This is a genomic window from Halomarina litorea, assembly GCF_024227715.1.
Classification (GTDB): domain Archaea; phylum Halobacteriota; class Halobacteria; order Halobacteriales; family Haloarculaceae; genus Halomarina; species Halomarina litorea.
This window is the reverse complement of record NZ_CP100449.1, coordinates 198,133-210,236: the sequence shown is the minus strand read 5'-3', so window position 1 is coordinate 210,236 and position 12,104 is coordinate 198,133. Positions and strand designations below refer to the sequence as shown.

12 protein-coding genes are annotated in these 12,104 nt (G+C 71.8%); 6 read left to right on the top strand and 6 right to left on the bottom strand.

Annotated elements, in window-relative coordinates; translation table 11 throughout:
* The first annotated feature begins 50 nt into the window (after nucleotides 1–50).
* The 5 genes from NKG96_RS18185 (at nucleotide 51) to fer (ending at nucleotide 3,308) form a co-directional block, all read left to right on the top strand.
* Nucleotides 51–341, top strand: coding sequence for an amphi-Trp domain-containing protein (locus NKG96_RS18185; RefSeq protein ID WP_254538198.1), 291 nt, complete (start codon nucleotides 51–53; stop codon nucleotides 339–341).
* A gap of 63 nt (nucleotides 342–404) precedes the next feature.
* Nucleotides 405–1,550 carry an ABC transporter substrate-binding protein gene (locus NKG96_RS18180; RefSeq protein ID WP_254538197.1) on the top strand — a complete coding sequence of 382 codons (1,146 nt, stop codon included), beginning with the start codon at nucleotides 405–407 and terminating at the stop codon, nucleotides 1,548–1,550.
* A 1-nt stretch (nucleotide 1,551) separates the two neighbouring features.
* Entirely contained in the window at nucleotides 1,552–2,379 is an 828-nt protein-coding gene (locus NKG96_RS18175) for an ABC transporter permease (RefSeq protein ID WP_254538196.1), read from the top strand.
* A gap of 54 nt (nucleotides 2,380–2,433) precedes the next feature.
* A complete protein-coding gene (locus tag NKG96_RS18170) occupies nucleotides 2,434–2,691 on the top strand; it encodes a hypothetical protein (protein ID WP_254538195.1) in 258 nt (85 codons plus the stop codon).
* 125 nt (nucleotides 2,692–2,816) lie between these two features.
* Nucleotides 2,817–3,308 carry a ferredoxin Fer gene (gene fer / locus NKG96_RS18165; protein WP_254538194.1) on the top strand — a complete coding sequence of 164 codons (492 nt, stop codon included), beginning with the start codon at nucleotides 2,817–2,819 and terminating at the stop codon, nucleotides 3,306–3,308.
* 14 nt (nucleotides 3,309–3,322) lie between these two features.
* Here the strand turns inward: fer and NKG96_RS18160 are convergent, their stop codons facing one another.
* From NKG96_RS18160 to NKG96_RS18150, 3 genes are read right to left on the bottom strand one after another with little or no spacing between them, the layout of a single operon-like run.
* Nucleotides 3,323–4,090, bottom strand: a complete 768-nt coding sequence (locus tag NKG96_RS18160) for a hypothetical protein (protein ID WP_254538193.1) — start codon at nucleotides 4,088–4,090, stop codon at nucleotides 3,323–3,325.
* Between the two features lie 59 nt (nucleotides 4,091–4,149).
* On the bottom strand, nucleotides 4,150–5,871 hold the full coding sequence (locus tag NKG96_RS18155; RefSeq protein WP_254538192.1) for a pyrroloquinoline quinone-dependent dehydrogenase: 1,722 nt from the start codon (nucleotides 5,869–5,871) through the stop codon (nucleotides 4,150–4,152).
* Between the two features lie 17 nt (nucleotides 5,872–5,888).
* A complete protein-coding gene (locus NKG96_RS18150; protein WP_254538191.1) occupies nucleotides 5,889–6,815 on the bottom strand; it encodes a hypothetical protein in 927 nt (308 codons plus the stop codon).
* Nucleotides 6,816–6,973: 158 nt separating this feature from the next.
* Between NKG96_RS18150 and NKG96_RS18145 the strand changes: the two genes are divergently transcribed.
* Complete coding sequence (locus tag NKG96_RS18145) at nucleotides 6,974–9,157, top strand: AAA family ATPase (RefSeq protein ID WP_254538190.1); 2,184 nt, start codon at nucleotides 6,974–6,976, stop codon at nucleotides 9,155–9,157.
* A gap of 56 nt (nucleotides 9,158–9,213) precedes the next feature.
* Here NKG96_RS18145 and NKG96_RS18140 read toward each other — a convergent pair whose 3' ends face one another.
* From NKG96_RS18140 to NKG96_RS18130, 3 genes are read right to left on the bottom strand one after another with little or no spacing between them, the layout of a single operon-like run.
* Nucleotides 9,214–9,996: an ABC transporter permease gene (locus tag NKG96_RS18140; RefSeq protein ID WP_254538189.1), complete on the bottom strand. Its 783-nt coding sequence runs from the start codon at nucleotides 9,994–9,996 to the stop codon at nucleotides 9,214–9,216.
* A complete protein-coding gene (locus NKG96_RS18135) occupies nucleotides 9,993–10,757 on the bottom strand; it encodes an ABC transporter ATP-binding protein (protein WP_254538580.1) in 765 nt (254 codons plus the stop codon). Before NKG96_RS18135 ends, NKG96_RS18140 begins: the two co-directional genes overlap by 4 nt.
* Nucleotides 10,758–10,768: 11 nt before the next feature.
* Nucleotides 10,769–12,067, bottom strand: coding sequence for an ABC transporter substrate-binding protein (locus NKG96_RS18130; protein ID WP_254538188.1), 1,299 nt, complete (start codon nucleotides 12,065–12,067; stop codon nucleotides 10,769–10,771).
* Nucleotides 12,068–12,104 lie beyond the last annotated feature (37 nt).

Below are 12,104 nucleotides of genomic sequence, written 5' to 3'. Positions count from 1 at the left end.
GGGAGCGCGTGACACCCAGTGTTTATGCGGGTCGGCGCGAAGGGCCGGCCATGCCGAACCTGCCAGGCGACGGTGACGAGGGCCGGACGGTTGTGACGGAGGGGTACTTCGAACGCGAGGTCCACCTCTCGCGGACCGACACCGCGGCGTTCCTCCGAGAACTCGCCGACCAACTGGACGCGGGCACCGAACTCACCGTCGCCAGCGACGAGTGGGAAGTCCCCTTCTCGTTCCGCGAACCCATCGAGGTGGAAGTCGAGTTCGTGAGCCACGAGGAGGGGGAACTGGAGATCGAACTGGAGTTCACCGGCGGGGCGGCGGACGGCCTCAGCGTCGAGTAGGCCTCCCTATTTGAACGTTCCACCCGATGTTTTAACTTACCGTGGTGATAGCTACCGGTAGACATGAGCTACCCTCGGAGAGCGTTCCTCTCGGCGGCAGGGGTGACCGTGGCGTCCGGGTGTCTCGGCATCGGTGGGCCGTCCGGCGACGGGGACGGTGACACCGGGAACGGGACGACCGACGGCGGGGCGACCACGGAGACGACGGCCGGGAACGACACCGCCTCGGGGACGCCCGACGAGGCGACGCCGACCCGGTCGGACGTGTCGCTTCTGTTGAACTGGAAGCCGAGCGGCCTGCACGTCCCCTACTACGCGGCGCGCGCCGAGGGGTTCTACGAGGCGGAGGGGCTGACGCTATCGAGCATCGAGAGCGGGCAGGGATCGGACTTCTCCGCGAAGCAGGTCGGCCTCGGCAACACCCCCTTCGCCGTCACGAGCGCCGACCAGGTGCTCAACGTCAACAGTCGCGAACTCTCACCGCGGTCGGTCGGCGTCGTGATGCAGCGGAGTCCGGTCGTCCTGTTCGCCACGCGCGAGTCCCTCGGCGGGGAGTTCACCGGCGTCGAGCAGTTGCGGGGCAAACGACTCGGGACCGGCCCCGGCATGGTCCGCCTGCTCTCGACGCTCCTCCTGGAGGAAGCCGGTGTCCGCGAGGAGGTGGAACTGGTCGACACGGGGTTCGACACCGTCCAGCGCCTCCTCACGGGCGACATCGACGCCGCGGGGGGCGTCTTCGGCGACGTGGTCGACGCCCGCCACCAGGGGGCGACCGTCGACTCGGTGCCCGTCGCCGCCGAGATACCCTCCTACGGGCACGTCATCGCCACCCCGCCCTCGCTCGGCGAGGAGCACCCCGAGACGGTACGGGCGTTCCTGCGCGCGACGGCCCACGGGGCGGCCTGGGCGACGAACAATCCCGAGGCGGCCACCGACCACCTCGTCGAGGCGGTGCCGGCGCTGAGCGAGTCGCGCGACCGCCAGCGCGACAAGTGGGAGCTGATGAGCCGCGAGTTCGTCCTCTCGGGGGCGGTCCGCGAGCAGGGGTGGGGGTGGAGCCAGTCGGACCCGTGGGCGACGATGCACGAGACCCTGACGGGCGCGGACTCGCTGGGCGGGGAGGTCGACCCGGCGAGCGTCTGGACGAACGACTACCTCGACCTCGAGGCGACGTACGTCGGGTCGTACGCCGAGCAGGTCGGGGACTGACATGGGCGAGTCCCGGCGGGAACAGGACCACGACCCGGTGGTCGGGGACGTCTCGTGGCGAGTGGACGAAGCCCGCCGACTCGCCGGTCGGTACGGCCCCGCCGCACTCCTGTTCGTCTCCGTCCTCGCGGCATGGGAGGCCGCCACCGTCGTCTACGCGATACCGACCGTCGTCCTCCCCTCGCCGACCGACGTGGGGGCGGAACTCGTCGCGTCGTGGCGGGTGTTGCTCGGCGACGCCGCCGTCACGGGTGCGACCGCGGCGCTGGGACTGCTCGGCGGGGTGGTCGTCGGCCTCCTCGTCGCCTTCGGGATGACCGTCTCGCGGACCGTCGAACTCGTCGCGCGCCCGTTCGTCGTCGGCCTCCGTATCGCGCCGCTGGTCGCCATCGCCCCGCTGCTCTTTCTCTGGTTCGGGCGGGGCCTCCCCGCCCGCGCGCTCCTCGTGACGACGCTGACGCAGTTCCCCGTCGCCGTCGCCTCAGTCGGGGGACTCCGAGCCGTCCCCGACCCGTACCTCGACCTCGCGCGCTCCGTCGACGCCTCGCCCCTCCGGACCTTCCTGCGGGTGCGCGTCCCCGCCGCCGCGCCGAGCGTCCTCGCGGGGGTGAAACTGGCGGCGGCGCTGTCGGTCATCGGGACCGTCGTCTCCGAGTTCGTCACGCTCACCGCCGGCCTCGGCTACCGCGTGTTCGTCACCTCGACGGCGCTCCGGACCGACCGGACGTACGCCGCCCTCGCCGCGCTGGTCGCACTCGGCCTCGCGTTCTACCTCCTGCCCGCCTGGCTCGAACGGCGGACGGCCGCCCGAGGACCGACGGACGTGTAGCGTCCTCCCCCGGTGGCCCACGTTTATCCCGCCGCCCCCCTACCTCACGGGCGCATGCGAAACTATCCCGCGACGCTCGTTCGCGTCTTCGAAAACAGGGTCGAGGACGGGGCAGACACCGACGAGGACGTCACCTTCGACAAGGCCGACCTGCAACGGGCGACGGACGAACTCGACATCGACGTCCGCGAGGTGACCGAAATCGCGTCGGCGTACAGTTCCACGCGCAACCTCCCCGACGAGATCGCGGCCCACGGCTTCGGGGACATCGAACACGTCGAGGGCGACACCTACCGGTTCGTCAGGGACTGAGCGACGACCCGCGCTCGGTTTCTGCGGCGCTCGGTTCGGACGCTCGCGCCCCCGAGCAGGCCGATAGCGCGAGCGCTGGCGACGATCGGGCCAAGGTATATCCGTGAACGTGAGTACCATGGCACATGGACATCGAGCTGCCCGCAGTCGGTCCGGGCGTCGAGACGTCGGAAGCGGACTCCGAGGACCTCCCCCCGGCGGAGGTGGAGTACCTCGACTATCGGGTCGTCCAGCGCAACGGGTGGGACCTCGAGGAGGACGACGTCTTCGAGAAGGCGGCGGCCCTCGACCTGAGCGACCTCGACTACGGGCGGATGGAGGTCGACCGGAACGAGACGCTGTTGCGCTCGGCGGAGGCGAACGACCTCAAGTGGGGGTCCCAGTGCCGGTCGGGGACCTGCAACGTCTGTACGGCCGTCCTGCTGGAGGGGGAGGCGGAGATGGACATGAATCTCGCGCTGACCGACGAGGAGGTCGAGGAGGGGAACATGCGTCTCACCTGCGTCTGCAAACCGGAGAGCGACCACGTTCGGGTCGTCTTCAACTCCCTGCCGAAACTGGCCGCGGACCGGGGGGCGGACGACGGGCGGCCGGTCGAGTCGGCGACCGACGACTGACCCACCCGACCGACTCACCCGTTCGCCGAGTGCAGTTCGCGGAAGGTCCGCGCGGCGTCCCTGACGCCCTCGCCGACGCCGCGGCGGGGGTCGGCGTCCACTTTCGCCTCCAGCGCTTCGAGGTCAGCGAGCACCCGCGCCGGGTCCGAGACGGCCCCGGGGTCGGCGCTCGCCACCCGCGCTATCGCCTCGGCGGCGAAGCGGGCCATCGCGTCGTCCTCGTCGGCGACGACGGCGGCGTAGGCCGCCACCGTCTCGGGAAACTGCCGCGGGTCCTCGGCGACGGCCCGGACGAACCACTTGCAGATGACCGTCCGCGTCGGGAACGTCGCCTCGCGGAACAGGGCTGCCACGACGGGGTCGGCGTCGGTGACGGCCGCGGGGTCCCGCATCCCGACCCGGCCGAGCGTGCGGACCGTCGCCTCCTCGATGGCCGGCGCGACCGTCTCGTCGAGGAGTTCGACGAGTCGCGGGACGGCTCGGAGCACCCGCGGGTCCTCGGGCGCGAGGCCGGCGTACTCGGCGACACCGATGGCCCCCGAGAGCTGCAGGGACCCCTGCTCGGACGAGAGGAGGGCCACGAGCGTCTCGACGTGCGGTTCGACCAGTTCGGGGTCGTGGCTCGCCGCGGCTCGCAGCGCCCGCCCCGCGTCGAGGCGGTCGGTCAGGTCCTCGCCCGCGAGTCGGGCGTCGATACGGTCCGCGATGTCGGGGAGGACGGTCGGGTCTGCCCGGACCGCTCGTTCCAGGTCGTCGACCGCCTCGATGTCCTTCGGTGGCATGTCTCTGTCGAGTGTCGCTGTGGGGCCGCGCTCCGCCGAAATACTGGGTGGTCGGGTCGTTACTTCGCCAGCGAGAAGACGGCGAGTCGGTCGCCGCGCGGGCCGCGGCCGACGAATCCGCTGCCGCCCACCTGGATGGCGACGTACTGCTTCTCCGTGTCGGGGTCGTACCAGCTGACCGGGTCGCCGGAGACGGCCTTGTCCGAGAGGTCGAACTCCCAGCGTCGCTCGCCGTCCTCGGCGTCGTAGGCGACGAGCTGGCCGTTCTGCGTCCCGGCGAACAGCAAACCGGTGCTGGTGGTCATCGAGCCGCCCCAGAGGTACCGGTCGCTGTCGATCCAGTCGCGCCACTTCACCTGCCCGGTGGTGGGGTCGACGGCCGCGATGCAGCTGATGTGGCCGTTGTACTCGTCCGGGATGTCCTCCTCGTCGGGTTCGACGTCGACGATGCCGCCCCAGAACTTCTCGCCGGGGCGGTACTCCTCGTTGCGCCACGCCACAGAGTGGGGCGTGTTGAGCACCTTGTGGTAGCACAGCCCGGTCTCGGGACTGTAGGAGGCGGGCTGCCAGTCCTGACCGCCCAGCAGGCCGGGGAGCATCACGTACTCGCGTTCCTCCTCGACGTGGGGCACCTGCCGCATGAAGTTGAGCTGCTGGGTGAGGGGCTCACCCCGGACCAACAGGTCGCCCGTGTCGGGGTGCATCGTGTACGACCACGACGTCTTCCCGGCGTTGTAGACGATGTCGCCGGAGTAGTCGAGGTGGTCTATCTCCACGTCGCGGATGAGCATGCGCTGCATCGCCGAGTCGTAGTCCCAGATGTCGTGGGCCGACTCCTGGTGCGACCAGACGACGTCCCCGGTGTGGATGTCCACCGCGATGGTCGAGCAGGTGTTGCGGTTCGGGCCCGGCCTGACGGTGCCGTTGAAGTCGGGACTCGGGTTGCCGACGTTGAAGTACAGCAGTTCGCGCTCGGTGTCGAGCGTCGGACTCATCCAGTTGGTCCCCCCCGACTGCTTGATGGAGTCGCCGATGTACTCCTCCTCGGGGCAGGGGTGCATCCGCCAGAGTTCCTCGCCCGTCTCCGCGTCGATACAGCAGTGGAACCCGCGAACGCCGTACTCGCCGCCCGCGCTCCCCGTGAACAGTTTCCCGTCGTAGACGATGGGCGCCCACGTCGCCGAGTAGCCCTCCTTGTAGTCGGCCGTGGAGGTGTACCAGAGTTCCTCGCCGGTGTAGCGGTCGAGCGCCTGCACGCCCGAGTCCAGCGAGGTCATGTACACCTTGTCCTCCCAGACGGCCACGCCACGGTTGTTGTCGTCACAGCACAGCACCGCGTCCTCGGGTGCCGGGTAGGTGTAGCTCCAGAGCACCTCGCCCTCGCGGGCGTCGATGGCCTTGACGTGGCTCGGGCCGTTCGTCTGATACATCACCGGCGGGTCGCCCGGCACGATGACCGGCGAACCCTCCATGCTGGAGTTCGCGCCGACCTCCATCTCGTATTCGAGTTCCAGCCCGTCGACGTTCTCGGGCGTGATGACGTCGGCCGTCGTGTAGCGGTGGGCCTCGTAGTTCTTGCCGAACATCAGCCAGCTCTCGGGGTCCTCGCCGGCGTCGTCGAGCATCTCCTGTGTCACGTCGAACTGGGGGATGCGGTCGGTGTCGTGCTGGTGGAGCACGGACTCGTCGGGCGCGTTGAACACCTGGTAGCCGAGTTCCGTCTCCTCGACGATAGTCTCGCTCGCTGCCTGGATCGCCTTGTCTTCCTGGTTTGTCGCCATTGATAGTCGTCGCCGCGTTACCTCGCCCGGGTGGGCGCTCGTTTCTCCTCGGTGAGCCAGTACGCCTCGCGCATCAGCTCCTCCTGGTTGACGATGGTGATGGCCGCGCCCCCGCTGAGGCCCGCGACCAGCTGCTCGTCGGTCTGTTCCGGTTCGTCGCTGGCGACGTCGCGGGCCGCCCGCAGGAACACGGCCACCCCGCCGAGGATGGCCTTCGCCCGCCAGAAGGCGTCGTCGAGGACGTCCTCGGTGAGGAGAATCTCCTTCTGGACGAGGTGCCGGTCGAGCGACTTCACCCAGAGCAGGCCCCCGCCCACCGCGCGGTGGTACAGCGGCGGGACGTAGTCCACGTTGAACTCGACGCCCTCCGGGATGTCGGCCGTCGGGACCCACCGCGAGAGGCGGGTGTCGTTGTTGACGACGTCCATCAGGAGGGCCGTCCGCTCGCGCTCGTCGAACCCGACGTCCGCGAGGTCGGTCGCCAGCGCGTCGGCCGTCAGCAGACCCCGCGCTGTCCCGTCGATGTGCTCGGGGGTGAACGCCGGGAGGTTCGACGAGAGGCTCTCGAAGAACCCCACCTCGACGAGGTGGTCGTACGCCTCCCAGACGGGGGCGATGAGCTCCCGGTAGGCCTCCGGCACCCCGGCGTCCCCCTTCCCGACGCGCTCGGGGACGCCCACCTCGCGGACCTCCTCGGCCCGACGGAGCTGTTCGTCCAGTCCGGCCAGCGCCTCGTCGATACGTTCCGCGTCCAACTGCCCCCGGAGGTCGGCTCTGATGGCCGCCCCCATCGAGGCGAACTGCGGGTCCGCACCCGCAGCGACCGCCGCTCTGAGGTCGGCGAACGTCGCCTCGCCATCGGCGGACACCTCGGGGGTGCCGAGGTCCGCCGCCAACCGCTCCCTGTCGCGAGCGGTGACCCGGGGCTTGTATGTCTCTCCCATGAACCGTGTCAGCACAACGCTTAGGCGTTATTAAATGTTGCCGACCGAGACGGACGAGGATACCCCCGCGGGGTCGAGCGTCGCCACTCCGGAGGGCAGGCCGATACCGGTCGTTCGCACCCACGCCTTGATATGCGTTGGGCCGTGACACGATTGCGATGGAGTTGACCGTCAAGGGTGCGCTGGGGTCGACCGCCGCCGGCGAGGCCGACGTCGCCGCCGGGACGATACGAGCGCTCGGTGTCGAGGACGGCGAGTCGGTTCGGCTCGAATCCGACGGTGCCGTCGCCGTCGCGACGGCCCGCGTGGGGGCGGGCGCGACCACCGGCGAGGGCGTCGCCCGCCTCCCGCGTGCGCTCCGCCGGACGCTCGACGTGGGTGTCGGCGACACCGTGACGGTCCGGCGCGCCGACCCGGCCACCGCCGAGCGGGTGACCCTCTCGCTCCCGGCGGCCGCCTCCGAGTCCGCGGCGTTCGACCTCAAGGACGCGCTGGTCGGGCGGGCAGTCGTCGCCGGACAGACCCTCGCGCTCGGACGGGACGCCGGCGGGGCGGGGGGCGGCGGCCACACCGCGGACGCGGACCACGCCGTCCCGGTCCACGTGGCGGAGACGGCCCCCGAGGGGCCGGTCGTCGTCCGCGATTGGTCCGCCATCCGCCTCTCGGGGACGGCCACGGACGGCCCCGGAACCGTCCCGCTCGACCGGGCACGGGCGATCGGGTACGACGACGTGGGCGGGCAGACGGACGCCGTCGCCAGCCTCCGGGAGTTCGTCGAACTCCCCCTCGCGCACCCGGAGGTGTTCCGCGCGCTGGACGTCGACCCCCCGAACGGCGTCCTGTTGCACGGCCCGTCGGGGACCGGCAAGACCCGTCTGGTCGAGGCGCTCGGGAACGAGGCGGGGGTGCCGGTCGTCCGCATCACCGGCGCGGAGGTGGTCTCAGCCGATGCCGGCGACGCCGACCCCGTCGGGGCGGCGCTCGCCGAGGCGACCGAGGCGGCCCCCGCGGTGCTCTTCCTCGACGACCTCGACGCGCTGGACGAACACCGGGGGGAACGGGGTCGCCGTCGCGTCGCCCGCCTCGTGTCGCTGCTCGACGACCGCGAGACGGACGACCGGGTCGCCGTCGTCGGGGCGACCGACCGACTGGATGCCGTCGACCCGGACCTGCGGCGGGCCGGTCGCTTCGACCGCGAGGTGCCGGTGCCGGTCCCCGACCGGAGCGGCCGCCGTGCGGTACTCGACGTGCTGACGCGGGACGTCCCGCTGGCCGACGACGTCGACCTGGACCGCGTGGCGGGGCGCACTCACGGGTTCGTCGGGGCCGACCTCGAACGACTGGTCCGGGAGGCGGCGCTGCGGACGGTGCGGCGACACGGCCTCGGCCCGGACGCCGAGCGACCCGTCGAGGCCGCGACGCTGGCGGACCTCACGGTCGACGCGACGGACCTGGACGACGCCCTGACGAGCGTCGACCCGTCGGCGCTGCGGGAGGTGTTCGTGGAGGTGCCCGACGTGACGTGGGACGACGTCGGCGGCCTCGAGGAGACGACGTCCCGCCTGCGCGAGACGGTCCAGTGGCCCCTCGCGTACCCCGACGCCTTCGAGCGCGTCTCGTTGCGCCCGAGCAAGGGCGTGCTCCTCTACGGCCCGCCGGGAACCGGCAAGACCCTCCTCGCCAAAGTCGTCGCCAACGAGTCCGACGCGAACTTCATCTCGGTGAAGGGCCCCGAGGTGCTCGACAAGTTCGTCGGCGAGTCCGAGAAAGGGGTCCGCGAGGTGTTCGAGAAGGCCCGCGCGAACGCCCCCACCGTCGTCTTCTTCGACGAAATCGACGCCCTCGCCGCAGAACGCGGGGGCGGGGCCGCCGACAGCGGCGTCTCCGAGCGAGTCGTCTCGCAGTTGTTGACGGAACTCGACGGCCTGGAGGAACTGGAGGACGTGGTGGTCGTGGCCACGACCAACCGTCGTGACCTCCTGGACGACGCCCTCCTCCGGCCGGGCCGCTTCGACCGCCACGTCCACGTCGGGACGCCGGACGAGACCGCCCGCCGCGAAATTCTGACCGTCCACACCCGCGACCGACCCCTCGCAGACGACGTCGATCTCGACGGACTGGCGGCCCGCACGGAGGGCTACGTCGGCGCGGACCTCGAAGCGGTCTGCCGAGAGGCCGCCGCGACCGCCGTCCGCGAGTTCGTTCACGACGGCGGCCACGTCGAGGACATCCACCTCACCGCAGACCACTTCGAGGCGGGACTCGCCGCGGTGCGGGACGACCGCGACGGGGCCGTCCCGTCCGGCGGGGACCCGACCGACGACACGCGCCGCGACGACTGACGCGGCGCTCCGTCCCGGAGTCGGTCCTCCGCGTCTCACGTCTCCCGGGGACGCATTCACGCCCGCGAGCGGCGTGCGTGCCCGTACGCCCAGAGGACGTGCCGTTCGAGGAGGGCGACGAGGCCGTACAGCGCGAGTCCGAGGGCGAACAGGACGACCAGCGCCGCCAGCAGCACGTCCGTCTGGACGTCTTCCAGGGCGAACAGGATCAGCGCGCCGAGGCCCTCCGTGGAGACGACCCACTCCGCGACGACGCTCCCGACGACGGCGAGCGTCGTCGCCTGCTTCAGCCCCGCGAAGGCGTCGGGGAGGGCGTGGGGAACGCGGAGGTGGAGGAACGTCCGAAGCGGGCCGGCGTCGACGGAGTCGAAGAGGTCGTGGTGGGTCGCCGGCGGGCGCTCCAGTCCCGCGACGGTGCTCACGACCATCGGGAAGAACGTGACCAGCGCGACGAACACCAGCCCCGTCGTCGCACCCGTCCCGAGGTAGATGAGCAACACGGGCGCGACGGCTATCTTCGGGAGGACGCGCGCGGCGACGAGGTACGGCACCAGCGCCCGCCGGGCGACCGGGACGTGGACGACGAGCACCGCGAGGCTCGCCCCGACGAGGACGCCGACGCTCCCCCCGAGGAGGACGCGACGGGCCGTCGCGAGCGCGTTCGTCGCGTACAGTCCCGGACTGTCGAGGAGGCGCGCGGCGACGGCGACCGGCGAGGGGAGGACGTAGGCCGGGAGCGCGAAGGTGACCGTTGCCGCCCACCAGCAGGCGACGGCCGTGAGGAGGGCCGCGCCGGGGAGCGTCAGGCTCGGTGCGGGGACGCGCTCGGCGACGCTCATCGAACCGGGGCCTCCTCGCCGCCGTCCTCGCGGCCCGTGAGCGCCGAGCGGACCGTCGCCACCCGCTCGCGGAACGCCGCGGAGTCGAGGACCGCGCGGTCCCGCGGGCGCGGCAGGTCCACGTCGAACGCGCCGACGACCCGTCCCGGCTGTCCCCGGACGACGACACACCGGTCGCCGAGCAGGACGGCCTCGGGGATGCTGTGGGTGACGAACACGACGGTCTTCTCCGCCTCGCGCCAGACCCGGCGCACCTCGATGCCCATCGTCTCGCGGGTGAGTTCGTCGAGTTCGCCGAACGGTTCGTCCATCAGGAGCACGTCGGCGTCTAAGTGGAGCGCCCGGGCGATTGCGACCCGCTGGCGCATCCCGCCCGAGAGTTCGTCGGGGCGGGCGTCCTCGAACCCGCCGAGGCCGACCCGGTCGAGCAGGGCGCGGGCCGCCTCCGGTCGCGGCTCCTTCCCCGCCAGTCGCCGGAGGAAGGTGACGTTCCCCAGTGCGCTCTTCCACGGGAGCAGGGTGTGACGCTGGAAGACGAACCCGACGTTCCCGCGCTCCTGTGCCCGTTCGGGAGGGTCGCCCGCCACCCGGACCGACCCCTCGGTCGGCGCTTCGAGGCCTCCCACCGCCCGCAACAGCGACGTCTTGCCACAGCCGGAGGGACCGATGACGGTCACGAACTCCCCCTCGGCCACGTCGAGGGAGACCCCCTCGACCGCCGTCACGTCGCCGTAGGCGACCGTGAGGTCGGACACACCGATGGCCGTCCGGCTCACGCGCGCCCCCCGACCAGTCCCGCCTGCCGGAGCGCGGTCGTCAGCCGCCGCCACTCCTCGGGGCGGTGCCACCCCCACCCGTGGTCCGCGACGGCGGCGCTCTCGCCGAAGCGTTCGGTCGCCTCGCGGAGGTCCGCGGCCCGCCGCTCCGCCCGCCCGGCCCCGCCGACCGCGAGGGTTGCGACCGCACGGACCGCCCGCTCGGGGTCCGTCACGACCACCTCCTGACCCCGGAGGACGCCCGCGAGGAACGCCACGAGTTCCCCCGGGCGCGCCTCGACGGCGTCCTCGGTCGTCACGAGCGTCGGACCGTACAGCGGGAAGTGGTCGGCGAGCGTGAGGACGTCCACCCGGTCGTCCGCCGGGAGCGCACCCGGGTCGCGGAAAGTGCCGGTGACGACGTCGGCGTGGCCCGCTTCGAGCGCCGTGCGCTCCTCGCCCGCGACGTCGACGACGGTGAGGTCGTCGAGGACCCCCGACTGCGAGAGGAACAGGCGGCCGAGCAGCCCCATCTCCGACCCCTCGGGGAGGCCGACCCGCCGTCCCCGGAGGTCCTCGACGCTGTCGAGCGGTCCGCCGAACACCTCTCGCGTGGTGTAGAGGACCGTCATCGCCCGCTGGTAGACGGGGGCGAGCGGGACCAGTTCGGCTCCGGTCGCGCGTGCGCCGACGGCCGTCGCCGCTCCGCAGACCGCCACGGCCACGTCGCCGGCGAGGAGGGCGTCGATGGCCAGCCCGGACCCCTCGAAGGGGTCGACCGAGACCGACAGGTCGCGGGCCGCGAACCCACCCACCTCGCGGGCCGCGAGTATCGGCGCGTGGAGCACGTTGGGCCGCCAGTTCAGGCCGACGGCGAGGTCACCACCGGCGGGGCGGGCGCCGGCGACGCTCCCGGCGTCGAGGGCCGTCGACCACGTCTCATCGGTGACGGCGACGCCCCGTTCGAGGAGCGACGCCGCGTGAGTCGCGTAGAGGTGGTCGAGCGTCTCGCGGGTCCCCCACTTCGCCCGCCACGCTCGCGGCGGACGGCCCGACCGGTCGCGGTCGACGGTCGTGGACGTGACCAGCCCCCGGTCGTCGAGCGTCGAGAGGGCGTCCGAGACGGCGCTCCTGCTGGCACCCGTCCCGACGCGGATGTCCAGTCGAGTAGCGGGGTCGCCCGCGAACGTCGGGTCCGACTCGCGGAGGAGCAGGTAGCCGAGGACGCGGGCGGCCGACTCGCTCGTCCCGAGGGCCAGTCGGTCCAGCAGCGGGCGGTCCTCCTCGGCCAGCACGGGGCACTCGCGAGTCTGCATACCTACCACCTGACGCCCTCTCCGAAATAAGTCTCCC